We start from the raw sequence: 22,407 nt of genomic DNA, 5'->3' as shown, positions 1-22,407 counted from the left end.
GGCCACCTCGCCTTGCGGCGGGTGGCCGGCGCATCAGGAGAGGATCAACCGGCGACGAGGGTCTCAGCCGGCTTTCGCGATACTTTCCGCGCTTCGATATAGCGTCGCAGGGCGGCCGGCTCGTCGGTCTGGATCGTGCTGATACCGGCATCCATCAGGCGACCCCAGACGGCGTCGGGCTCGATGAGCGCCCTCGGATCGGTCCATTCGCCGCTCGCCGCCATATCCAGCGTGTTGAACCAGATTGCCATACTGGCATCCCTGAAGAGCTGCTGGTTGTCGGCGATGGTCCTGAGATCGTCGAAGCGCAGCTCGCACATGAAGGGCTTGAGCTCCGAAAGCAGTGCCAGCCTCTCGCTGACATTGTCAGCCGAAAACTGCGCCATCGCCATGAACGGCACGCCTTCGATATTCTGGGCACGCACCCAGTCGATGTCAGCGTGGTTCATCACGACGGTCTTGAGGTCGACGGAGGACGCCACGCCCATCTCGCGGGCGCAGGCTGCGACTTCCGAAAACAGGCCGCGATCCTTCAGGTCGAGATCGGCGAAGATGCGGCCGCGAATGGCCTCGAAAACCTGCTTCAATGTCGGAATGCGCTGGTCGGAGATGGCGCGGCTTTCGCCGCCATCGTCTTCGCGCAGTGCGATCGCCTGTAGTTCCGACATGGTGAAGGTTTCGGCGTCGCGGTCGATTCCGGCCATGCGCAATAGCGTGTCGTCATGCATCAGGAAAAGCTCGCCATCGGCGCTCTTGCGCACGTCGATTTCGACGATATCGGCGCCGACAGCGATGGCCTTCTCGATGGAGGCCAGGCTGTTTTCCGGCGCGCCATGCCAGGCGCCGCGATGGGCAACGATGGCGCAGGAACGGTTCGGGTCGGCGATGAAGTCTTTGTAGCTCATGGTCTTTCCTTATGTGTCAGCCGCGGCGGCTGGCGAGATATGATTTCAGTGCGACCGGTTCATCGGTCTGGATCAGCGAGATGCCGGCTTCGATGAGCCGGCCCCAGATGGCGTCGGGATCCTGCATGGCAGTCGTATCTGTAAAGCCGGCAAAGGCCACGGAATCGAGCGTGTTCGCCCAGAGCGCCATGCCCGTCTGACGGGCGCGAGCTTGGAGACCGGCGATATCCTCGATGCGGTCGAAGCAGACTTCGCAGACATCAGGCGCGAGCTGGAACAGCAGATCCAGCTCGGCCTCAGCATGCGTAGCGCCGATCCGTGACTTGGCCATGAACAGCACGCCGTGCGGGATGATCGCCTCGCGCACCCAGGCAAGATCCTCGGCCGATCGAAGACTGCCCCAGAAATCCACCTGGGCCGCGACGCCCATATCGCGGGCGCAGGCGATGACCTCGGGAATGACGGTCCGGTCCTTCACGTCGAGATGCAGGAAGATGCGATCGCGGGTGAGATCGAAGAGATCCCGCAGGCTCGGCAGTCTTTCGCCCGTCATCTCATTGCCTTCGCCGCCATCGCGGTTCTTCAGCGTCAGGCCGGCCAGTTGCGCGGATGTCAGTGTCTCCGGCATCTCGTCGATACCCGCCATGCGATGCAGCGTCTTGTCATGCAGCAGGAAGAGGCCGCCATCGGCGCTGCGGCGCACGTCGATCTCGACGATATCGCAACCGGCACGGATCGCCGCTTCGATGGCAGGGAGGCTGTTTTCCGGCGCGTTGCGCCAAATGCCGCGATGCGCCGCGACTGCGCAATCCCTGCTGGGGTCGCGCACGTAGTTTGTGTAGTTCATGGAGAGGTCTTTCAATGCGTGGCGAATGCATCCGGAATGGCACGGCCTGTCTCGCCATCAAACAGGTGCAGCCGGGATCGCGGGAAGGAGAAGGAAAGCTCGGTTGCGGAATCGATATCCGCGCCGAAAGGTGTGGCGATACGAACGGGCGCGCCGGCGAGATCGGCTGATAGCACTGTATGCGAGCCAAGATCCTCGAAATGCTTGAGCCGGCCTTTGATCGGCCCACCCGTTTCGACGGCGATATCCTCAGGGCGGATGCCGAGCTGAAATTCGCCGGCCTTGTGGTGTTCGGCAACCGCCTGCCCGTCAGCCAGACGCAACACGGAGCCGTCGCCGGTGACAGGCAGAATGTTCATGGGCGGCGCGCCGATGAACTTTGCGACGAAGACCGAGGCCGGGCGATGATAGATCGCCTTCGGTGTATCGAACTGCTCGACGCTGCCCCTGTTGAGGATGAGGATGCGGTCGGCAAGCGTCATCGCCTCCACCTGGTCATGGGTCACGAAGACGGTCGTGGCCCCAATGCGCCTGTGCAGATCGGCGAGTTCGACGCGCATGTCGTGGCGCAGCTGCGCATCGAGATTGGAAAGCGGCTCGTCGAAGAGCAGCACGCCGGGTTCACGCACGATCGCCCGGCCGATCGCCACGCGCTGGCGCTGCCCGCCCGAAAGCTGCCCCGGCTTGCGGTCGAGATAGGCTGATAGACCGAGCATTTCTGCGACAGCGCCGACCCGCTGCTGGCGTTCGGCCTTCGGAAGGCCGGCGACGCGCAAACTATAGGCCATGTTCTGGAACACGGTCATATGCGGATAGAGCGCATAATTCTGAAAGACCATTGCGCAGCCGCGCTGCTTCGGCTCCAGGCCCTGCACTTCGCGATTGCCGAACAGGATCTTGCCGCCGCTGACGGCCTCAAGCCCGGCAATCATCTGCAGCAGCGTGGATTTTCCGCAGCCCGACGGACCGAGCACGACGGTGAATTCGCCGGCACGCAGCTCGACATCGAGCGGCGGGATGACGACAGCCTTTGTATCATACGCCTTGGTGACGCCTGAAAGCGTGATGTTGGTGGCCGCGGTGCGGATGGCGGTATCGATGGCGTTCACGTCATTTCTCCGAAAGAACGAGGCCTTGCACGAGGTAGCGCTGCAGGAGCGCAATCATCGCAAGGGGAATGATCGAGACGACCACGACACCGGCCATGATCATCGGAAAGTCTGGAATTTCGCCCTCCATGTCGGGTGCGAGCCGCGCCAGACCGACGACGGCGGTTGTCATCTCTGGCTTGGAGGCCGCAACCAGCGGCCAGAGATATTGCGTCCAGCCGCTGAGAAAGGTCAGCACGAAGAGCGCGGCAAAGCTGCTAAGCGAGATCGGCAGCAGGATATGGAAGAGGAAGCGGATCGGCCCTGCCCCGTCCATGCGCGCCGCCTTGAAGAGATCAGCCGGCAGCGTGCGGAAGAACTGTCGGAACAGGAAGGTGCCGGTTCCATGCGCGACCAGTGGCGCCACAAGGCCGAAATGCGTGTCGAGAACGCTGAGTTCCAGATGAACAGGCGCGCCGAACAGGCCTTCGATCAGCGCATTGGCGCCGGTCAGATCCAGCAGTGCATTCAGCGGCGAAAAGACATTGGCCGCCACCTGATAGGTGGTGATGACGCGGATCTCGATCGGCAGCATGATCGTCGCGAGGATCGCCGCAAAGGCGATGCCGGCCCAACGGATGCGGAAACAGACGAGCGCATAGGCCGTGAGGAAGGATAGCATGCAGGTAAAGAAGGCATCATAAAGCGCCACCAGCATGCTGTTCAGCATCTGGATCGGGATGCGCGTCTCGGTAAAGACGCGCGTCACATTGGCGATGAAATGATCGCCGGGATACCAGGCAAGCCCGTTGCGCAGCAGAAACTCGTAAGGTTGCGAGGCATTGGCGAGCGTCAGGTAGAGCGGCCCGAGAATGAAGACGATACCGACGAGCAGAATGGCGCTGGCGGCGAAATTGAGCGAGCGAGCATTTTCGATCATGGCTGGCCCTTACCGTTCGTAATTGATGCTGCGGCCGAGAAGCAGGAACTGCGCGGCGGTGAGGAGGACGACGAAGACCATCAGGATGGCCGTCTGGGTGGAGGCGCCCGACAGGTCATAACCGCTGAAACCATCGGTAAAGATCTTGTAGACCAGCAGATTGGTGGCCCCGCCCGGTCCGCCCTTGGTGATCGTGTCGATCAGCGCGAAGGCGGAGGTGACGCTTTCGGTAAATTCCAGCACCAGCGTCAGGAAAAGCTGCGGCATGATCAGCGGCAGCTGCACATCGAAGATGCGCCGCCAGGGTCCTGCGCCATCCATGGCGGCCGCCTGATACATCGTGCGCGGAATGGACTGCAGCCCGGCGAGGAGGATGACGAAATTGAAGGGAATGCCGCTCCAGACATGCGCGACGATGAGTGTGATGAAAGCGTCAGTGCCATCGAGCCCCGGTGCCCATGCGCCCGGGAAGAAATGGTTGATCGGCGCCAGTATGCCGACGAAGGGATTGAAGACAAAGGCGAAGACGACGCCAATCGAGGCACCCGCCACCCCCTTCGGCCAGACCAGCACGTTGCGGGCCGTCATCGACAAGCGAATCTTCCGGTCCGCTGCCACCGCCAGGATCAGCGGCAGAGCGACCGCGAGCGACGAGGCGACTACCATGAAGACGACGGTGCGCCAGCCGGCATTCCAGAATTCCGGATCGGCAAGCACACGGCGGAAATTATCCCAGCCGACGAATTCCGACCCGCCGCCGAAGGGTCTTTCAAGAAAGAAGGACCAGTAGAAGGCCTGGACGATCGGCGCATAGAAGAAGACGAGGATCAGCAGCAGCAACGGTGCGGCCAATAAAAGCGGCAGCCAGCGATGGCTGAAAAGCGAAGATTCCGACGACATCATGCATGTCCATTTCGAGAAAAGCCGGTGCGACGACGGGGAAGCGCCRCACCGGAGATGGATCAGGGCAGCTTTGCTGTCTTGTAGGTCTGTTCGAAGCGGCGTAGCAGTTCGTCGCCACGCTTCTTGGCGTTATCGAGCGACACCTGCATGGTCTGCGTGCCTGCAAATGCCTTCTGGGTTTCTTCCAGCAGCACCGAGCGGAACTGCACGTAGAAGCCGAGGCGGATGCCGCGCGTATCGGGCGTGCCGGGCTCGTTCATCGATTCGATGCCGACGGCTGCTGTCGCATATTTGCGCGAACCGGCGTCACCGCTCTTGGCGATCGCATCGAGCACGTCATTGGTGACGGGCACGTAGCCAGTGGAGGCGGTCATGAACATCTGCTGTTCGGGCTTGCGCAGGAAATCGAGAAAGGCCTTGGCGCCGTCGATCTCGGCCTGCTCGTGGCCCTTCATGATGTAGATGGAGGCGCCGCCGACGAAGGTGTTGTGGCGCTCATAGCCCTTGTACATCGGCGTCAGGCTGACGGAGAGTTCGTACTTTCCGTCGAAGGCCTTGGACGAGTCCGTGTAGGAGCCGGAGGAATTCTCCATCATCGCGCATTCGCCGGAATTGAAGGCGGCCGTGTAATTGCCGGCCTTGGTGTCGCTGGCTATCTTCACGAGACCTTCCTTGCGCCAGTCGACGAGGTTCTGCAGGTGCTTGGCGACGAAGGTGGTGTTGAAGACATATTCGGCGTTCAAGCCGTCATAACCATTATGCTGCGAAGCGATCGGCAGGCCGTGACGGGCTGAAAACTGTTCGAACATCGACCAGGGCTCGCCATTGGTGACGTAGGGGCACTCATGGCCTGATGCCTTCAGCTTGCGCGCAGCTTCGATGATGTCTTCCCAGGTCTTCGGCATCTCGGTGACGCCGGCCTTTTCGAGCTCCGTCTTGTTGACGTAGAAGAGCAGCGTCGAGGCATTATAGGGCTGCGAATAGAGCTTGCCGCCTGATGTTTCGTAATAGGAGCGCGCGCCCTTGATGTAGCTGTTCCAGTCGACATCGGGCAGCACGTCCTGAACCGGAACGACGGCGTCGGACAAAAGCAGGTCGAGTGTGCCGGCATCGAAGAACTGGATCAGCACCGGATGCTTGTTCGAGCGATAGGCGGCAATCGCCTTCTGCATGGAAACTTCATAGCTCCCCTGCCCGACGCAGGTGACGTGATTGGCAGATTGCGACGCATTGAAGGCTTCGCATTGCGCCAGGATCGCCTTTTCGACGCTTCCCGTATTGCCGTACCAGAATTCGAAATTGGCAGCCTGCGCAGAAGAACACGCAGCCGTCATCAGGGCGGCCGCAGCCACCAGAATGGAAATCTTCATTTTGCCCTCGCCTGAATTTGAAACCCGCCGGATCAGCGTCCGGATCGTGAACGGCCGTGTTAGTACACTTTGTGTGTAACAAATCGATGACGTAGTTCGACTTGATTGAGAGCATAAAGCCCGTTATGCAGGCACCTGCGGTTGCCATATATGTTGCAGTTACACTTTTGTAGTATATTCGAGGTGCGTCATGGCTTATTTTCCCGAACCGTTGATTGCGTCCCGGTTCCGGCGTCCGGGAGAAGAAATCGTCGTCTCCGCGAATGAACGCAGCCTGCTGAAGCTTATCTGGCGCAACCCCGGCCTGTCGCGATCCGAGATCACCGGCCATACGGATCTGACACAGCAATCGGTCCATCGCATCATCGACCAGCTCGTCGAGCGCGGTATCGTTTCGCTGGGGTCTCCCAAGCCGGGCCTCGGCCGCGGCCAGCCGAGCCCCATGCTCAGGCTCAACGGACTCCATGCCTATTCGGCCGGTATTTCCGTCAATTCCGACGTGGTCGACATCTGCCTGGTGGACCTGTCAGGCAATGTGCTCGGTGAAAGCGACATCTCGCTGAGGGAGCTGGGCATGAACCAGGCGCTGGATCGCGTGCAAGAACGCATTGCCGAAATGCAGCAGCTGAACGGCCTCGATGACGAGACCTTCTTCGGCATCGGCTTCGGCATTGCGGGCGCTCTGATATCAGGGACAAAATACAATGCCTCGATGCCGCTGCATGAATGGTCGCTGATCGAGCTGGGACCGCTTCTGAGCGATCTCTTCAAAAAGCCCGTCTGGCTGCTGAACGGCGGTAGCGCCGGCGCTGTCGCCGAGGCGATGTTCGGCGCCGGCCGCTTCATCAAGCACTTCGCCTATCTGAGCTTCAATTACGGCTTCGGCGGCGGCCTGATCAACGACGGCGAACTTCTGGCCGGCGGCAACGGCAATGCCGGCGAATTCTCGGGCATGTATGACGACGAGGAGATGATCCGACGCCCTGCCCTGCAGCTGCTCCTGGAGAAGCTCAAGCGCCACAATGTCGACGTGCCGTCGATCCCTTACCTGCGCAGGAATTTCGATCCGAAATGGCCGGGCGTGGCGGAATGGGTCGAGGAGATCACACCCGCCTATAACCGTCTCATCAACGCCATCTGGGCGATCTACGACCCGCAGGCAATCGTCTTCGGCGGCCAGGTGCCGCCGGGACTGGCACAGATGCTGAGCGAACGCACCGAACTTTTCGGCCGCCCGCGCTACGGCGTGCCTCGCCCGCACCCCAAGCTCATTGTGTCGGATATTTCAGGCGACGCCGCCGCCATGGGCTCGGCAATCGTTCCGTTCAAATCGACCTTCTACTGACAACCCGCGTGCCTACCGATCTGACGGCGCGTGCTCGTCTTCATCGTAGAGCCGGACATCCGGAACCCGTGGCAGCCAGGGTTCGCGGCGGATGGTCCAGACMTCGACCATGGGGTGGATGTCGTTCGGTGCCTGATCCAGGGTGCCGATAAAGACTTCCACGCCATCGTCGAACATGAAGAACAGCCGCGATCCGCAGATTGGGCAGAACGACCGTTTGTCGTAGGTGCTGATCTCGCCGTCCATCTTGAACTTCGAGCGCCGCCAGTTCGCCGTTGCCGAAAAGATGGAACCGGTCAGCTTCCGGCATTTGGTACAGTGGCAGAGCCCGGATTGATACGGCTCGCCTTCGACTTCGTACCTGACTGCGGCGCACGCGCAGCCGCCGGTTCTCACGCTTCCATCGCCACCGCATCCTCAATGCGCTTCAAGACAGCGCAGGATAGCTTACAATGGCTGGAAAGCAGCCATGCCGGCCTTCAGCTAAAACCGAAGCGACATGGCCGCCGGTCAAAGCCCGACGCGACGCATGTGCTCGGCGGGATAGCGGGCACCCTGGATTTTGATATTGGACGTTTCGATTTCCTTGAGATCATCAGGCGTCAACTGAACGCTCAGCGATCGGATATTCTCCTCGAAGCGCTCCAGCTTGCGGGTGCCAAACAGGGGAACGATCCAGGGCTTCTGTGCGAGCAGCCAGGCAAGCGCCACTTGCGCCGGCGTTGCATGGTATTTTTCGCCGATGCGCCGGATGAGGTCGACCAGCCCCAGATTGGCCTCGCGCGCTTCCGGTGCGAAGCGCGGAATGTTGTTGCGCATATCCGATTTATCGAGCTCCGTCCCCGTGCCTATCTTCCCGGTCAGAAAACCCTTGCCCAGCGGGCTGAACGGCACCAGGCCGATACCGAGTTCCTCGAGCGTTGGGATCACCTCAGCTTCGGGCTCACGGRTCCAGAGCGAATATTCGCTCTGCAGTGCTGCGACCGGTTGCACGGCATGGGCGCGGCGAATGGAGCCGGCACCAGCCTCCGAAAGGCCGAACCAGCGCACCTTCCCCTCGCCGATCAGATCTTTCACGACGCCCGCTACATCTTCCATCGGTACATCGGGATCGACCCGATGCTGATAGAGCAGATCGATATGATCCGTGCGAAGACGCTTGAGGCTGCCTTCGACCGCACGGCGGATATGATCGGGTTTGCTGTTGACGCTGCCATGATGGATGCCGGTAACAGGATCGACATCCCAGCCGAACTTCGTCGCGATCTTGACCTCATCACGCAGCGGTTCCAGGGCTTCGCCGACCATTTCTTCATTGGTGAAGGGGCCGTAGACTTCGGCCGTGTCGAAGAAGTCCATCCCGCGCTCGACTGCGCTGCGCATGAGCGAGATCATTTCGGTCCTGTCAGGCAGTTCACGGGCTTTTCCATATCCCATGGCGCCGAGCGACAATGCCGAGACTTCAAGGCCCTGTCCGAGTTTGCGCTTTTCCATTTGGTTCTCCTGTTCTCGATGCACGGATTGTGCAGTGTGACCGATTGCGGATGAGGCGCATGTTACCGTCAGACCTGACGTGTGGTGCGAGGTATGAGAGTTCGGCAATGCTTCGTCCATTCGGGTCTATGAGGTGCGGACCGCTTCGACGCGGATCGTGGCGGCCCTTGCCCGCGCCCCGATCATCGGATCGAGGTAGCGACTTCCGGCATATTTCACCCTGTAGGCATCATCGATCCTGTCGTTGATTGCCGGATCAGCAACCGGCTCAAACGTGACGTCCGCCGTCATGCCTGCTGCGCTGATACACCCGGCTTTCTGCTTCAGCGCCGCCTGATACCAGCGCGAAGCCTGGCCATTGTAACCGCGCACGAACAGGGCGCCGTCGACCACGGCCGACCAGATCCACGTCGGCGTGCCATAGGTGACACCGCCATGACGGAAAGGCGAAATATGCAGATCATCGGAGACGGAGATGCGCGTCAGTTCGTCTTTTGACCATGCCATGATCGAGGCTCCATCCATTACTGGCAGGCTGGTGTCACTGCCCGACACCATAGACCCTGCCTTTTGTTTCGATTAGGCGGTAATATGAGATTGGACTTATATCGGAGGTCAATAAATGCGGCGCGAGGATCTGGGCGATCTCATGGCGTTTCTGGCGGTTGCCGAGGAGCGGAGTTTTACCAAGGCGGCTGCGCGTCTGGGAACATCGCAGTCGTCGCTGAGCCTCATCATTCGCCGGCTGGAGGAACGGTTGGGCGTTCGCCTGTTGACCCGTACGACGCGCAGCCTCGCGCCGACGACGGCAGGCGAACAACTGCTGGCAACCCTCAGCCCGGCATTCGGCAGCATCGACGCACAACTGTCGGCGCTGAGCGAATACCGGGAAAAGCCTGCGGGAAGTTTCAGGATAACCGCGGGCGARCATGCGATCGACACGCTTCTGTGGCCGAAGCTGTCGAAATTCCTGGCCGATTATCCCGATATCAAGGTCGAGCTGATCGCAGATCTGGCTTTGACGGACATTGTTGCTGAGCGCTTCGACGCCGGCGTCCGGCTTGGCGACCAAGTGGAAAAAGACATGATCGCCGTTCGCATTGGGCCGCTGGCGCGAATGATCGTCGTGGGCGCTCCTCCATATCTGGCGGAAAGACCGGCGCCCGCCTCGCCGCAGGAGCTGACGGCGCATCGATGCATCAACATACGCCTGCCAACCTATGGCGGATTCTACCCCTGGGAGTTCGAACGCGGCGGACATGAGATGCGCGTCAGGGTCGACGGGCAGGTCGCGTTCAATGGCGTGCCGCAGATGATCAGGGCGGCACTCGATGGTTATGGCTTGGCCTTTGTCCACGAAGACGTCGTCAGGCAATATCTGGACAGCGGGCGTCTCGTGCAGGTGCTGGATGAATGGTCGCCACCCTTTCCCGGCTATCACCTCTACTACCCGTCAAGACGGCATCCCTCGCCCGCCTTCACGATGCTGGTTGAGGCATTGAAATTTCATCCTACGGAAAATGCCTGAGACCGCGCTTGTCTGATTTCGCGCCCGATGATACCACATCCTACATGGACAGAACCGTCATCAACACGTCAGTGATGATGCTGCGCTCATAGCGTGGCGGGTTTCGTGCGTCCAGAATGCACAACGACCGCCCTCGAGGCGGTCTTTTCATTTGACGATCCGTCTCGCGGGGCAACCAGCCCTCGAAAGGATCAACCGATGAACAAGACCTATATCACCACTTCGATCCCCTATGTGAACGCCGCCCCGCATGTGGGCTTTGCGCTCGAACTCGTGCAGGCCGATGCCTATGCCCGCCACTTCCGCCTGCTCGGCAAAAATGTCCGCTTTCAGGGCGGCACCGATGACAACAGCCTGAAGAACGTCCGCTCGGCGGAAGCTGCCGGCCTGCCCGTGGCGGATTTCGTCAATGTGAATGCCGACCGCTTCGAGCGGCTTGGGACGCGGCTCGATATCTCCAATGATGAGTTCGTGCGCACCTCGCGTGACCCGCGGCATGTCGCCTGCGTGCACGCCTTGTGGAATGCCTGTGCTGAGAATGGCGACCTCTATCGCAAGGCCTATGAAGGCCTCTATTGCGTCGGCTGCGAGCAATTCTACGAGGCCGCAGAACTCGTTGACGGCCGATGCCCAGAACATGGCGTCCCCCTCGAACTTGTCAGGGAGGAGAACTGGTTCTTCCGCCTGTCCCGCTATGGTGACCGGATCCTGCAGCTCATCGAGAGCGGCGAACTCACGATCGTTCCGGCGCACCGGTGCAACGAGGTGGTGGCCCTTCTGCGACGCGGCCTTCAGGATATCAGCATCTCACGCAGCACCGAGCGGGCGCGCGGCTGGGGTATTCCCGTCCCTGATGGAGATGAGGTGGTCTATGTCTGGTTCGACGCGCTCGCGAACTATCTGACGGGGCTCGGCTACGGCTCCGATCAGACACTCTTCAAGCGCTACTGGGCAGGTGACGGCCAGCGCATCCACATCGTCGGCAAGGGCATCTCGAAATTCCACGCTATCTACTGGCCGGCCATCCTGCTCTCGGCCGGCCTGCCGCCGCCGTCGTCGATATCGGTGCATGGCTATGTAACGGTCGATGGCAGGAAGATCGGCAAATCGGCAGGCAACGGTATCGATCCGGATAGCATTATCGATGCCTACGGCACGCCGGATGCACTGCGCTATTATCTGCTCCGGCATATACGCTCGGGCGACGATGGCGACTTCTCTGCCGACCGTCTGGAAGCCGCATGGACAGGAGAGCTAGGCGGCCAGCTCGGCAATCTCGCCAACCGGGTGCTGGCGCTTGTCTCGTCTGCTTTCGGCGGGGTCGTTCCGCCGCTGCAGGAGAGTGATTTCACGCAGGAGGCGGCGCGGCTTCCAGAGAAGGTGGCCGCGGCTTTCGATGCTTATGAGCTGCATGTCGGTCTTGCCGATATCTTCGCCTTTGTCAGTGAGGCGAACCGGCGCTTTGCCAAACGCGCACCATGGGCGGATGCGAAGGCGCTGCTTGGCGACCTCACGCCCGCTGAACGGCAGGTGACAGTCAATCGTCTCGGTGCATGCCTTGCCGAGCAGGTCTATGGGCTGGCGATCGTCGCACGCTGCCTCCTGCCCTTCCTGCCGCGTTCGGCTGGGGCGCTGCACGGAAGGCTGGGGATTCAGGTGCCTCGACTCTATGGGGAGGAGCWTGTCGTCGATGGTGTCAGAACAGCATCGGACGCCGTGCTCTTTCCGAGAAGAGTAGCGGCCTGACATAGTCTCCTGCATCTCTTCGACACGTCGGGCCTGTCCGAGAACATGGAGATGAGTGGCTGTCCGGCATGTCTTGTCAAAACCCCTCCCCCTTGTGGGGAGGGGTTTGTGGCGGGTCTTTTAGTCTATGTCACCCCGGTGACGCCCTCACCTCACCACATCGTCTTTGCAGCCCGCACCGGCCATTCGCGATCATAGGTCTCGTGGTCGAAATCACCCACCGCATCCTTCAGCATCTGGCCTGGCGTCGGCAGGTTCGCCGGGTCGACGAAATGCTCGGCGTTCCACAGCTCGGCGCGCATCACAGCACGGGCGCACTGGAAATAGACCTCGACGATGCTGATGACGACGACGGTGCGCGGATGCTTGCCGTCCATCTCGAAACTTTCAAGCAGCGCCTCGTCGTTGGAAACGACGCCGCGGCCGTTGATGCGCATCACCGTGTTGGAGCCCGGAATGAGGAACATCAGCGAAAGGCGCGGATCGCGCACGATGTTGGAGAGCGAATCGACACGGTTGTTGCCGCGCCAGTCGGGAAGATGCAGCGTCGTATCGTCGATGATGCGCACCACGCCGCCGAGATCGCCGCGTGGCGAGCAGTCGAGGCCATCAGGGCCGACGGTCGCAAGCGCCACGAAGGGCGAGATCTCGATCATTCCACGATAGAGCGGCGTCAGCACCTTCGTCACCTTGTCGACGGAGGCCTGCGACAGTCCCGCGCCATAGATTTCGTTGAGCTCGTCGATAGTGCTGATGATCTTCATCTGTGTCCCGCCATGGTGCCGGCCGCCTGCCCTGCGACCGGCCGGACGCTACACCGATGCGCGGCGCGCCGGAAGCTCAAAAATCGGAATGATCTCAGCAGGTTTCTTGATGTTTGCCTCCGCCAGAAACGCCGCCACCTCGCCAAGAACAGGGGCGGCCGACATGATGCGTCGGTGGCCGAAGCCGTTGGCCCAGGACAGGCGCACATGCCCGCCGGAAGCCGCATAACGCCGCGCATGGGCGGCACTGACTTCCTTGTCGTCCTCGGCGTGGATGACCAGTACCGGCTTGCCGATGCCTGCGGCAGTCTTTCCCGCGTCGAACTCCTCCAGTCTCCGGCCGGTGACGCGCTGCACGACATCCTCGAGTGCGGCCTGAKCCGCCGGCCTCAGCCGCAGCATCCGGCCGAAATCGGTAAACAGCCAGTGCATTTCGCTCGGCGAACCGATCAGCACCATGCGCTCGGCCGAAACGGCCTTTACATCAGGAAGCATGCGGGAGGCCGAAACCATCAGTGCCGCACCGCCGAAGGAATGGCCGATCACGGCATCGAAGCGACCGAAGCGGGCTTGCGCCGCCGCAATCGCCTTTACGGCCAGCCCCATATGCAGGAAGCGCCCGCCGGCGCGGCCGTGGCCCGGAAAGTCGAGCGCGATTACCTCCGCGCCGGTATCCGCCAGCATCGTCAGGAGATCTGCCATATAGGCCATGCCGGAGCCCCAGCCATGCGTGACGAGATAGCGCTTGCGCCGCCCGAGCGCCCCGCCGTTCAGCCTATAGGCATGAGCGCGCCTGCCATCGACGGGCAGCAGGAAGCGCTCAGCCCCGGCGAGCTTGGCAACACCCGCTGCATGCGCCGCCCTCGCCTTCTCGCCCTTCGGTCTGGCAGACGGCGTGCGGCAGAAGAGCCGGAAGGCGGCCTCGCCCGCCAGACGCGGCGAAACGGATTGCATGAGCGAAAATCCGAGGCGGGTGACCTCAAGCGCAAAGTTTGCCATGATGGGATTCCGATAATGTTCAACACTGAACAATAAAGTACAACGATGAACAAAAATCAATCCCTACCCTGGGATCATCCGCGTTTTCGCAGCTGGATCGCGGTGGCTCGCGCCTGCCAGCTCATGCAACAATCCCTGGCGCGCTCGTTATCGGATCTCGATATCAAGCCGCCGCATCTCGATATTCTCGTCAATCTCTACCGCTTCGAAGGCATTTCGCAGCAGGAGCTGGCCCGCAAACTGCTGGTCGGCCGCTCGAACATGAGCATGCTGCTGCCGCAGATGGAAAAGCGCGGCCTGATCGTGCGCCGCGACGACGAGCGCGACAAACGCGTGCTGCGCCTGCACCTGACATCAGAGGGCCGCAAGCTGACCGAGGAGGCCATGGCCATCCAGACCGGCCTCATCGAGCGCACGCTCTCGGCCGAGCCGATCGAGCAATGCATGGCAACCGCCGATTCGATGGAGCGCATCATCGGTGTGCTGCTGCAGGATTTGAGAGACGAGGGTTAGTGGAGCACCGGCCCCGCCGGCCCGCGCGTCAGCGATTTGTATTCCCAGGCTGCAACGATGATCAGCACCAGTGCCGCCAGAATGCCCATCACATAGACCTGCATGAAGGGCGCGAAGAATGTGCAGAGGATGAGGATCACGATGCCGGCGAGATGGGAGAGCGGCAGGCGGCCGCTGGTCGCACCCTTGAACCAGAGATTGCCGATCAGGAAGAGGCCGGAGCCGCCGAGAACGGAGGCGGCGACGGCGAGATTGCCCGCCTCGTGCGGATGCTCGAACATCCATTCGACCGCCACGGCATGCACGATGATACCGGCAAGGATCGGGATATGGGCATAGGTGAAGGCCAGTCGTGCAAGGCTCCCCGGCGTATCGGCATGCTCGATGCGATGCGCCGCCCGCTCATGGCCGAAGCGGAAATAGAGCCACCACATGGCGACCGTGCCGATAAAGCCGATCAGGAAGACCACGCCGGTCATGGCCGAGAATTCCATTTCGGAGAAAGTGCGGCCGGAAACGAGGATCGCCTCGCCAAGGCAGATGATGATGAAGAGCGCGCATCGCTCCGCCATATGCGCGCCGGAAACGTCCCACTCTTCCGTTTTGGATTTGCCGAGGCCCGGCACCGCAAAGCCGAGCGCCGGCCCGGAATATTCGATCAGGAGCGCGATTACCCAGCAGACCAGCCGTGCTTCATGCTCCAGCAGACCGCCTGATATCCAGAATATGCCGGCAACGGCAAAATAGGTGGTGATGCGCACGAAATTGATCGTCGCCGAACGGCCGGAAGCCCGCATCGCATAGGTGGTGAAGGCCGAGCGGCCGACCTGCATCAGCACATAGGCGCAGGCAAACAGCAGGCCCTTTTCGCCGAAGGCATCGGGAATGGAGGCCGACAGCACGAGGCCGAGCAGCATCAGCACGATCAGCATTGATCGTACCGGCATGCGCTCCGGATCGAGCCAGTTCGTCGCCCAGGCGGTGAAGATCCACACCCACCAGACGGCAAACATCATCAATGCGGCTTCGGCGGCACCCAGCAGCGTGTAATGCGCAAAGAGGGCATGTGACAGCTGCGAGATGGAAAAGACGAAAACGAGATCGAAGAAGAGTTCCAGGAATGTGACCCTGCTGCCGGTATGCCCGTGGGCTCGCAGCCAGCTCTTATTATGTGTTTCCGTCATGTGCCCCCTCGTCTGCCCCTCAGTTTATTGCGATCAGCGCGGCTTTTCCGCCACGTCGCGGCTCATTCCCTTTTCCGCAAGCTCTTCCTCATAGGCCGAGAAGAGTTCGAAGCCGCGCTCGCCGAGTTCGCGCAGATAGGTCCATGTGTAGATGCCGGTGTCATGCATGTCGTCGAAGCCGATGCGCACGGCATAATTGCCTGTCGGGATAACGGAGACGATGGCGACGTTGCGCTTTCCAGGCACCGTTACCTTCTGCCCCGGCCCGTGCCCCTGCACTTCGGCAGACGGCGACTGCACGCGCAGCAGCTCGGCCGAGAGATCGAAGCTCTGCCCGTCATTGAAGCTGACCACCAGCCTCTGGCGGTCTTTCGAGACCCTGATTTCGCTAGGCCAGATATCGCTCATCACTATGTCCTCTTCTTCTGCGAGGAGTAGGCGCTGATCTTTTTCAGCGCAAGCTCAAATTGGCCTGCCCCCGAGGCCTGTTTCCCTTGACGCCACAATAGCATATGCCCACATTGAGGAGAGCACGGAGATTGATGTGAACACCAGAGTCGGAACGATAGGCAATGCTGCGCCGCTGGTTGCGGATGCATCACCGATGATCGACCCCTTCGGGCGGGCGGTCACCTATCTTCGCGTCTCCGTCACCGACCGCTGCGATTTCCGCTGCACCTATTGCATGGCGGAAAACATGACCTTCCTGCCGAAGAAGGATCTGCTGACGCTGGAAGAGCTCGACCGGCTCTGTTCCGCCTTCATCGCCAAGGGCGTGCGCAAGATAAGGCTCACCGGCGGCGAACCGCTCGTGCGCAAGAACATCATGCACCTGGTGCGCCAGCTTGGCCGCCGGATCGGCTCGGGCCTCGATGAACTGACTGTTACCACCAACGGTTCGCAGCTCGCCCGTCACGCCGAGGAGCTGTATGACTGCGGCGTGCGCCGCATCAACGTTTCGCTCGACACGCTCGATCCGGAAAAATTCCGCAGGATCACTCGCTGGGGCGATTTCGCCAAGGTCATTGACGGCATCGATGCCGCCCAGAAAGCCGGCCTGAAGATCAAGCTCAATGCCGTGGCGCTGAAGGATTTCAACGAGGTGGAAATGCCCGACATGCTGCGCTTCGCGCATGGCCGCGGCATGGATCTCACCGTCATCGAAACCATGCCGATGGGCGAGATCGAAGAGGATCGTACCGACCAGTACCTGCCGCTCTCCAAGCTGCGGGCCGATCTGGAACGGCAGTTCTCCTTCACCGATATCGACTACCAGACCGGCGGCCCTGCCCGCTATGTCAAGGTCGCAGAGACCGGCGGCCGCCTCGGCTTCATCACCCCGCTCACCCATAATTTCTGCGAGAGCTGCAACCGCGTGCGCCTCACCTGCACCGGCACACTCTACATGTGCCTCGGCCAGAACGATGCCGCCGACCTGCGCGCAGCACTGCGAGGCACCGAAGACAACGGCTTGCTCCACGCCGCAATCGACGAGGCCATCACCCGCAAGCCCAAGGGCCACGATTTCATCATCGACCGCACCCACAAGCGGCCGGCTGTCGCCCGGCATATGAGTGTTACCGGCGGGTAAGTGACGGTCCCGCAGAGCGGCAGCAATCGATCCAGTGATCGATTGCAGTCACGAATGCCCCGAGCAACGCGAAGGACCGGCAAGGCGCTGTCCCATGTGATAACTGCGTGAACAGGAGCCGTCGAATGCCCGCTGATCTCCCACCGAAACGCTACCCGGAAATGCAGGGCAAGATCACCCTCGTCACAGGCGGATCGTCAGGCATCGGCCTTGCCACCGCGCAGGGCTTTGCGCGTGAGGGCGCAACGGTCGTCATCGCCAGCCGCAACGAGAAGCGCGCAAAACAGGCGCTTGCCAGCCTGCCGGCTGACCGCGCCAGCTGGATCGAATGCGACGTGGCTGACGGCAAGGCCGTAGAACGGCTGATCTCCGGTATCTTCAAGCAACATGGGCGGATTGACTACGCCTTCAATAATGGCGGCAGCGGCGGGCGTGGCGCACCAGTCGGAAACCTCGGTGAAGATGCCTGGCGCAAGACCATCGACGGTTACCTGACATCGGTGTTCCTCTGCATGCGCCATCAGATCCCGGCCATGCAGAAGAACGGTCGCGGCGTCATCGTCAACAATTCATCCGTCGACGGCCTGCGCGGCTATCCCTTTCCGGGCGGCGCGGCCTATGCAGCCGCAAAACACGGCGTTATCGGGCTGACGAAAAGTGCGGCACTCGAATATGCGCGCGAAGGCATCCGCATTACCGCGATCTGTCCCGGCTGGGTCAATACGCCCGCGGTCGAGAGCCATATGAAGAAGAGTCCCGAGATCGCCGAGGCCATCATCGCCCAGACGCCGATCGGCAGGATCGCCACGCCGCACGAGATTGCCGAAGGTGTGCTCTGGCTTTGCTCGGACGCCTCATCGTTCATGCAGGGCAGCCCGCTGGTGCTGGATGGCGGCTATATGAGCTGAAGCTACCGCGAACCCTGGACCCCTTCTGTAACGCAAAGCTCCATATGGGATTTGGCGCGGGTCCTCAGCATCGCGAGGACAACGCTGGGCTAGGCTTCAAAAAAAGCCCCGCAAAAGCGGGGCCAAGTCTTTCTGATGTGGAATTACTACTGACGTTAGATTGTTATCAGTGCCAGGACTGGCCGTTGTACCAGGTGTCCACATCGCTGCGGATGCGATCCTTTTCATAGCCGTAGCGTTCCTGGAGCTTGCCTTCGAGCTGCTCCCGTCGACCATTAATCTGGTCGAGGTCGTCGTCAGTGAGTTTGCCCCACTGTTCCCTGACCTTGCCCTTCATCTGCTTCCAGTTGCCTTCAACACGGTTCCAATCCATTCCAAAATCTCCTTTGTTGGACATGGTTGGAAAACGACCGGATCGCCAAATTGTTCAAAAGAAAAAACCCGCGGTCCGAAGACCGCGGGCTCTTCGACATCATCCTGATGGGCTAGCTCAAGCAGCCCGGCCGCCCCAGCGGCCGTCCGCGCGCTGATAGCCACGCACCTCGTCCTCGCCGCCGGTGCGGAAGCGGTTGACCTTGTCGGAGAGCATGTCGACGCGCTGGCGCAGGCCCTGGATTTCGGCGTTGTTTTCTTCCACCATCGCCGCATTCTGCTGAGTGATGAGCTCGACGTCATGCACCGCCTTGCTGACCTCGTGGATGCCGGTCGACTGTTCGCCGGTTGCCGCTGAAATCTCGGCAACGAGGCGCTGTACGCCACCGACATGACTGATGATTTCGGCGAGCGCCCGGCCGGTTTCCTCGACCAGCTGCACGCCGCTCTGCACCTGGCCGGAACTTGCCGAGATCAGTTCCTTGATCTCGCGGGCCGCCTTGGCGCAGCGCTGGGCCAGTTCGCGTACTTCCTGCGCAACGACCGCAAAGCCGCGGCCCGCCTCACCTGCACGCGCGGCTTCCACGCCGGCATTCAGCGCCAGGAGGTTGGTCTGGAAGGCGATCTCGTCGATCACGCCGATTATCGTGGCGATCTTGTCGGACGAGCGGTTGATTTCGCCCATGGCATCGACAGCCTTGGCGACGACTTCGCCGGAGCGGGTCGCGAAAACCTGCGTCTCGTTGACGGAATGCGCCGTCTGCTTGGCGCGGTCGGCGGTGGAGCGCACGACGTCGCTGAGGTGACGCAGCGCTCGTGAGCTTTCTTCAAGTGCGGCCGCCTGCTGTTCGGTGCGGCGGGCAAGATCGTCGGCGGAAGATGCAAGGTTGCCCGTGCCACCCTTGATCTCGACAGTCGCGCCGCGCACATCCGACAGCGTCTGGCGCAGCGCCTCGACGGCGTGATTATAAGTATCGGCCATCTCGACGAAATCGTCGGCGAGATCGCTGCGCATGCCCGCTTCCAGATTGCCCTCGGCGAGCTGCTGCAGCACGTCGGAGAGCGCATTCAGCGCCTGCTTCTGCTCGGCCTCGATACGGGCGCGCTCGGCGGCGCGGCGGTTCGTTTCATCGGCCGACAGCGCCCGCGCACTTTCGGCCTCCTTTTCGAGGCGGACATTTTCAACCGCCGCATCCCGGAAGACGGCGACCGAGCGCACCATGTCGCCGATTTCGTCGCCGCGGCTGCGGCCTTCGATGGCGACTTCGAGATCGCCATTGGCAAGCCGTGTCATCACATCCGAGACGCGCTTCAGCGGGCCGCGCAGCGTCTCGACCAGCATCAACCCGCCGACGATGGCAAGCAGCGTGCCGAGGATCATCGCAAAGACGGAGACGTTGGCCGAACGCTCGCTGTCTTCCTTGCCGAGTTCCTGCGCCTGGCTTACGAACTGGCGAAGCGAGGCCATGGCGCCGGAGAGGATTTCGGAGGATTGCTGGCGGGCCGCCTTCCAGTCCGCAGCCGCCTTCAGCATGTCGGCCGAACCTGATGTCAGCGAAGCGGCAGCCGAGGCGACCTCGTCCGAGAGGGCCTTCATGACCGCATCGTTGGCGCCGAGTGCTGAAATCTTCGCCGCGGTTTCGGTCAGCGCCTTGAGATCGGCGAGAACGACCTCACGCGACGCGACAACACGTGCGCTCAGCATCTGGCTGACATGCACCTGCAGGCGGTCGGTGATCTCGCGCACCTGATCGACCGAGGTCAGCAACTCGCGCTGTTCGGCAATGCTCTTGTCGAGGCTGACGAAGCGGGCAGATGCCGTATCGCTGTTCTTGGCCGCCTGCAGCGTCATCTGCCCTTCGGTGTTGACGAAACCCGTCAGGATCGGCGCCATGCCGGAAGCCTTTTCATCCGGCGTGCCGGTACCGTTCAACAGAGCATCGAGCTTGCCGGCTGTCTCGGAGACCTGCCCGATCAGCGGCTGGCCGTCCTTGGACACCATGCTCTTGGCGACATCGAGTTGCGCAAGGATCTTTGCAATGTGTTGCTGGGCTGCCTCGATCTGCTCCTCCGGCGTGAACCCCATCTGGATATCGACGCGCATCGCGCCCATGATGTCGGTCAGCGATTTGAAGGCGGCGGTATCGTAAAGCAGTGCCTTGGCGAAGACTTCCTTGTCGGTGAAATCCTTGCGAACCAGATCCGTCTGGCCGCCGGCCTCCTCAGCCGCAACAGAGATCGCCTGCACCGTCTTGTTCATAGCCTCAACGCTTGCATCTTCGCGCTGGCGCACTCCCCACAGCACCTCCTGCTGCTTGCGCATGGCGGCGGCAAGGCCTCTGACTTCGGTGAGCTGGCTGTGCTGGTCGTCGGTCTTCAGCAGGCCGTTGAGGCGCACCACGCCGCTCTCCTGCGCATCGATCGCCTTGCCGAAATCCGCCTTGCTCGCATCCGACGGGTCGGACACGAATTCCTGCAGCGCTGCCTGCAGGTTCTCGAAATCGGAGATGTTCTCGATCGTCGCCCGCGTCACCGTCATGTGGCCGTTCAGGATATTGGCCGTGTGGTAACCGAGGATGCCGACGCCGGCGATCAGAACGACGAGCGGAATGACGAACAGCAGGACCTTGGTGACGATACGACGGCTTTGCAGAAGTCGGTCGATGAAGTGCATGGGAAGCGGCGCCTTGAAACTGATGGAACCGTCCATTCCGCAATCATTCCGGATGGTTCGGCGGCATCCTCCATCATGGAGAGTGGTCGCATCTTTGGCTGAATCGGTTGATACAACCTTAATCCGCAACCGGAAGATTTGGGAATTATCCTTATATTTCTAATATTTGCCGCAGGTGCACAAGGATTTGCTTTTCCTTACGGCAGGTTGTGCCGCACTGCAGCAACGAATTATCCGAGGTGTGGCATTCCTCCGATTCCCTTGTCGTCCGTTCCCTTCTAAAAGGGCTTGTAAGGTAAGGGATTCTCCAGCATGCCGCGATCACGCAATACCGAAGGCGCCATCTATATGAGCATGGCGATGGCGGGCTTTTCCGCAAGCGACGCACTCTCCAAATCGGTCATTTCCTATATGAATGCCGGGGAGATCATGTTTCTGCGCGGCCTCTTCACCAGTATCCTCGTCTATCTGATCGCCTGGAAGTTCGGCGCATTGCGGCCCTGGCGGGTCATGGTCAAACCCATCATCGCACTGCGTATCGCCTGCGAGATCATTGCAGCCGTCACCTATATCACCGCGCTCGGCATGATGCCGATCGCCAATGCTTCGGCGATCCTCCAGTCCCTGCCACTGGTCGTCACCTTCGGCGCGGCACTCTTCTTCAAGGAGCCTGTCGGCTGGCGTCGCTGGATGGCAATCCTCGTCGGCCTCATCGGCGTCATGATCATCATTCGCCCCGGCCCCGAGGGCTTTACCGCCGCCGCCCTTCTCTGCGTCGGCAGCGTCGCCTCCACTGCCGGCCGCGATCTCGCTACCCGCAGCATCAGCAAGGACATTCCCTMGCTGATGATCACGACCGTGACGGCGATCTCTGTCGCGATCTTCGGCGCGCTGATGATCCCCTTCCTCGGCGGCTGGGAGCCGGTCAGCGTCACCTCGCTCACGCATCTGTTGCTCGCCTCCGTGCTTGTTCTCGTCGGCTACCAGTCGGTCATCGTCGCCATGCGCACCGGCGAAATCTCCTTMGTCGCGCCCTTCCGCTATACGAGCCTGATCTTCTCCTCGCTGCTCGGCTTCTTCTTCTTTGCAGAAGTGCCTGACTTCTGGACGCTCGTGGGTGCCGCCATCGTTATCGCGTCTGGCCTCTATACGTTCTATCGTGAAGCCAAGCGCCATGTGCCGCCGGTCGCGCAGGAATCGGCGCCCCGCTCGCCCGTGTGATAGTCCGAGGGATCG

Annotated in this window: 22 protein-coding genes; 7 read left to right on the top strand and 15 right to left on the bottom strand. The window is 61.3% G+C overall.

The window, feature by feature from the left end:
• Window positions 1-44: 44 nt before the first annotated feature.
• The 6 genes from AC1DNW_RS30150 to AC1DNW_RS30125 all read right to left on the bottom strand — a co-directional run bounded on the left by AC1DNW_RS30150 (window position 45) and on the right by AC1DNW_RS30125 (window position 6,053).
• Entirely contained in the window at window positions 45-905 is an 861-nt protein-coding gene (locus AC1DNW_RS30150) for a glycerophosphodiester phosphodiesterase family protein (protein ID WP_113308373.1), read from the bottom strand.
• Window positions 906-921: 16 nt separating this feature from the next.
• Window positions 922-1,752 (bottom strand): glycerophosphodiester phosphodiesterase family protein, encoded by an 831-nt coding sequence (locus AC1DNW_RS30145; RefSeq protein ID WP_113308374.1) that lies wholly within the window; start codon window positions 1,750-1,752, stop codon window positions 922-924.
• Window positions 1,753-1,763: 11 nt separating this feature from the next.
• Complete coding sequence (locus AC1DNW_RS30140) at window positions 1,764-2,861, bottom strand: sn-glycerol-3-phosphate ABC transporter ATP-binding protein UgpC (RefSeq protein ID WP_113308375.1); 1,098 nt, start codon at window positions 2,859-2,861, stop codon at window positions 1,764-1,766.
• 1 nt (window position 2,862) lies between these two features.
• Window positions 2,863-3,780, bottom strand: a complete 918-nt coding sequence (locus tag AC1DNW_RS30135; RefSeq protein WP_113308376.1) for an ABC transporter permease subunit — start codon at window positions 3,778-3,780, stop codon at window positions 2,863-2,865.
• Window positions 3,781-3,789: 9 nt separating this feature from the next.
• Window positions 3,790-4,680, bottom strand: a complete 891-nt coding sequence (locus AC1DNW_RS30130) for a carbohydrate ABC transporter permease (RefSeq protein WP_113301445.1) — start codon at window positions 4,678-4,680, stop codon at window positions 3,790-3,792.
• 62 nt (window positions 4,681-4,742) lie between these two features.
• The gene (locus tag AC1DNW_RS30125) at window positions 4,743-6,053 is read right to left on the bottom strand and encodes an extracellular solute-binding protein (RefSeq protein ID WP_113308377.1); all 1,311 of its coding nucleotides are present in this window, start codon (window positions 6,051-6,053) and stop codon (window positions 4,743-4,745) included.
• A gap of 190 nt (window positions 6,054-6,243) precedes the next feature.
• Between AC1DNW_RS30125 and AC1DNW_RS30120 the strand changes: the two genes are divergently transcribed.
• Complete coding sequence (locus AC1DNW_RS30120) at window positions 6,244-7,398, top strand: ROK family transcriptional regulator (RefSeq protein ID WP_113308378.1); 1,155 nt, start codon at window positions 6,244-6,246, stop codon at window positions 7,396-7,398.
• A gap of 12 nt (window positions 7,399-7,410) precedes the next feature.
• Here the strand turns inward: AC1DNW_RS30120 and AC1DNW_RS30115 are convergent, their stop codons facing one another.
• The 3 genes from AC1DNW_RS30115 to AC1DNW_RS30105 all read right to left on the bottom strand — a co-directional run bounded on the left by AC1DNW_RS30115 (window position 7,411) and on the right by AC1DNW_RS30105 (window position 9,399).
• The gene (locus tag AC1DNW_RS30115) at window positions 7,411-7,794 is read right to left on the bottom strand and encodes a GFA family protein (protein ID WP_477855289.1); all 384 of its coding nucleotides are present in this window, start codon (window positions 7,792-7,794) and stop codon (window positions 7,411-7,413) included.
• Window positions 7,795-7,908: 114 nt separating this feature from the next.
• Window positions 7,909-8,892: an aldo/keto reductase gene (locus tag AC1DNW_RS30110; RefSeq protein WP_477855288.1), complete on the bottom strand. Its 984-nt coding sequence runs from the start codon at window positions 8,890-8,892 to the stop codon at window positions 7,909-7,911.
• A gap of 126 nt (window positions 8,893-9,018) precedes the next feature.
• Window positions 9,019-9,399 (bottom strand): DUF2255 family protein, encoded by a 381-nt coding sequence (locus tag AC1DNW_RS30105; RefSeq protein ID WP_113308408.1) that lies wholly within the window; start codon window positions 9,397-9,399, stop codon window positions 9,019-9,021.
• A 115-nt stretch (window positions 9,400-9,514) separates the two neighbouring features.
• On the opposite strand from AC1DNW_RS30105, the gene AC1DNW_RS30100 reads away from it, so the two are divergent.
• Together AC1DNW_RS30100 and metG are read left to right on the top strand one after the other, a co-directional pair.
• A complete protein-coding gene (locus AC1DNW_RS30100; protein WP_113308381.1) occupies window positions 9,515-10,420 on the top strand; it encodes a LysR family transcriptional regulator in 906 nt (301 codons plus the stop codon).
• A 198-nt stretch (window positions 10,421-10,618) separates the two neighbouring features.
• On the top strand, window positions 10,619-12,166 hold the full coding sequence (gene metG / locus AC1DNW_RS30095) for a methionine--tRNA ligase (RefSeq protein WP_477855287.1): 1,548 nt from the start codon (window positions 10,619-10,621) through the stop codon (window positions 12,164-12,166).
• Between the two features lie 152 nt (window positions 12,167-12,318).
• Here the strand turns inward: metG and AC1DNW_RS30090 are convergent, their stop codons facing one another.
• Together AC1DNW_RS30090 and AC1DNW_RS30085 are read right to left on the bottom strand one after the other, a co-directional pair.
• Window positions 12,319-12,930, bottom strand: coding sequence for a pyridoxamine 5'-phosphate oxidase family protein (locus AC1DNW_RS30090; protein ID WP_113308383.1), 612 nt, complete (start codon window positions 12,928-12,930; stop codon window positions 12,319-12,321).
• A gap of 48 nt (window positions 12,931-12,978) precedes the next feature.
• On the bottom strand, window positions 12,979-13,929 hold the full coding sequence (locus AC1DNW_RS30085) for an alpha/beta hydrolase (RefSeq protein ID WP_477855286.1): 951 nt from the start codon (window positions 13,927-13,929) through the stop codon (window positions 12,979-12,981).
• Between the two features lie 45 nt (window positions 13,930-13,974).
• Between AC1DNW_RS30085 and AC1DNW_RS30080 the strand changes: the two genes are divergently transcribed.
• Window positions 13,975-14,442, top strand: coding sequence for a MarR family transcriptional regulator (locus tag AC1DNW_RS30080; RefSeq protein WP_113308385.1), 468 nt, complete (start codon window positions 13,975-13,977; stop codon window positions 14,440-14,442).
• Here the strand turns inward: AC1DNW_RS30080 and AC1DNW_RS30075 are convergent.
• Window positions 14,439-15,626 (bottom strand): low temperature requirement protein A, encoded by a 1,188-nt coding sequence (locus AC1DNW_RS30075; RefSeq protein ID WP_113301438.1) that lies wholly within the window; start codon window positions 15,624-15,626, stop codon window positions 14,439-14,441. The genes AC1DNW_RS30080 and AC1DNW_RS30075 overlap by 4 nt on opposite strands.
• A 33-nt stretch (window positions 15,627-15,659) precedes the next feature.
• Entirely contained in the window at window positions 15,660-16,034 is a 375-nt protein-coding gene (locus AC1DNW_RS30070; protein WP_113308386.1) for a gamma-butyrobetaine hydroxylase family protein, read from the bottom strand.
• Between the two features lie 136 nt (window positions 16,035-16,170).
• On the opposite strand from AC1DNW_RS30070, the gene moaA reads away from it, so the two are divergent.
• Together moaA and AC1DNW_RS30060 are read left to right on the top strand one after the other, a co-directional pair.
• Entirely contained in the window at window positions 16,171-17,217 is a 1,047-nt protein-coding gene (gene moaA / locus AC1DNW_RS30065; RefSeq protein ID WP_113308387.1) for a GTP 3',8-cyclase MoaA, read from the top strand.
• A gap of 125 nt (window positions 17,218-17,342) precedes the next feature.
• On the top strand, window positions 17,343-18,125 hold the full coding sequence (locus tag AC1DNW_RS30060; RefSeq protein ID WP_477855285.1) for an SDR family NAD(P)-dependent oxidoreductase: 783 nt from the start codon (window positions 17,343-17,345) through the stop codon (window positions 18,123-18,125).
• A 166-nt stretch (window positions 18,126-18,291) separates the two neighbouring features.
• Here the strand turns inward: AC1DNW_RS30060 and AC1DNW_RS30055 are convergent, their stop codons facing one another.
• Window positions 18,292-18,498, bottom strand: a complete 207-nt coding sequence (locus AC1DNW_RS30055) for a CsbD family protein (RefSeq protein ID WP_113301435.1) — start codon at window positions 18,496-18,498, stop codon at window positions 18,292-18,294.
• Between the two features lie 117 nt (window positions 18,499-18,615).
• Window positions 18,616-21,171, bottom strand: coding sequence for a methyl-accepting chemotaxis protein (locus tag AC1DNW_RS30050; protein ID WP_113308409.1), 2,556 nt, complete (start codon window positions 21,169-21,171; stop codon window positions 18,616-18,618).
• Window positions 21,172-21,483: 312 nt separating this feature from the next.
• Here AC1DNW_RS30050 and AC1DNW_RS30045 point away from each other — a divergent pair, with 312 nt between their 5' ends.
• Window positions 21,484-22,392: a DMT family transporter gene (locus AC1DNW_RS30045; RefSeq protein ID WP_477855284.1), complete on the top strand. Its 909-nt coding sequence runs from the start codon at window positions 21,484-21,486 to the stop codon at window positions 22,390-22,392.
• Window positions 22,393-22,407: the final 15 nt, after the last annotated feature.

Source organism: Rhizobium sp. 05L429 (assembly GCF_056397645.1).
Note: the sequence above shows the minus strand (reverse complement) of the source record. Positions and strands in the feature narration are given on the sequence as shown.

Bases quoted from the DNA above. Each gene is read 5' to 3' on its own strand.
- AC1DNW_RS30150 (WP_113308373.1), bottom strand. From the start codon at position 905: ATGAGCTACAAAGACTTCATCGCCGACCCGAACCGTTCCTGCGCCATC.
- AC1DNW_RS30145 (WP_113308374.1), bottom strand. From the start codon at position 1,752: ATGAACTACACAAACTACGTGCGCGACCCCAGCAGGGATTGCGCAGTC.
- AC1DNW_RS30135 (WP_113308376.1), bottom strand. From the start codon at position 3,780: ATGATCGAAAATGCTCGCTCGCTCAATTTCGCCGCCAGCGCCATTCTG.
- AC1DNW_RS30130 (WP_113301445.1), bottom strand. From the start codon at position 4,680: ATGTCGTCGGAATCTTCGCTTTTCAGCCATCGCTGGCTGCCGCTTTTA.
- AC1DNW_RS30125 (WP_113308377.1), bottom strand. From the start codon at position 6,053: ATGAAGATTTCCATTCTGGTGGCTGCGGCCGCCCTGATGACGGCTGCG.
- AC1DNW_RS30120 (WP_113308378.1), top strand. From the start codon at position 6,244: ATGGCTTATTTTCCCGAACCGTTGATTGCGTCCCGGTTCCGGCGTCCG.
- AC1DNW_RS30105 (WP_113308408.1), bottom strand. From the start codon at position 9,399: ATGGCATGGTCAAAAGACGAACTGACGCGCATCTCCGTCTCCGATGAT.
- AC1DNW_RS30090 (WP_113308383.1), bottom strand. From the start codon at position 12,930: ATGAAGATCATCAGCACTATCGACGAGCTCAACGAAATCTATGGCGCG.
- AC1DNW_RS30080 (WP_113308385.1), top strand. From the start codon at position 13,975: ATGAACAAAAATCAATCCCTACCCTGGGATCATCCGCGTTTTCGCAGC.
- AC1DNW_RS30075 (WP_113301438.1), bottom strand. From the start codon at position 15,626: ATGACGGAAACACATAATAAGAGCTGGCTGCGAGCCCACGGGCATACC.
- AC1DNW_RS30070 (WP_113308386.1), bottom strand. From the start codon at position 16,034: ATGAGCGATATCTGGCCTAGCGAAATCAGGGTCTCGAAAGACCGCCAG.
- AC1DNW_RS30060 (WP_477855285.1), top strand. From the start codon at position 17,343: ATGCCCGCTGATCTCCCACCGAAACGCTACCCGGAAATGCAGGGCAAG.
- AC1DNW_RS30055 (WP_113301435.1), bottom strand. From the start codon at position 18,498: ATGGATTGGAACCGTGTTGAAGGCAACTGGAAGCAGATGAAGGGCAAG.
- AC1DNW_RS30050 (WP_113308409.1), bottom strand. From the start codon at position 21,171: ATGCACTTCATCGACCGACTTCTGCAAAGCCGTCGTATCGTCACCAAG.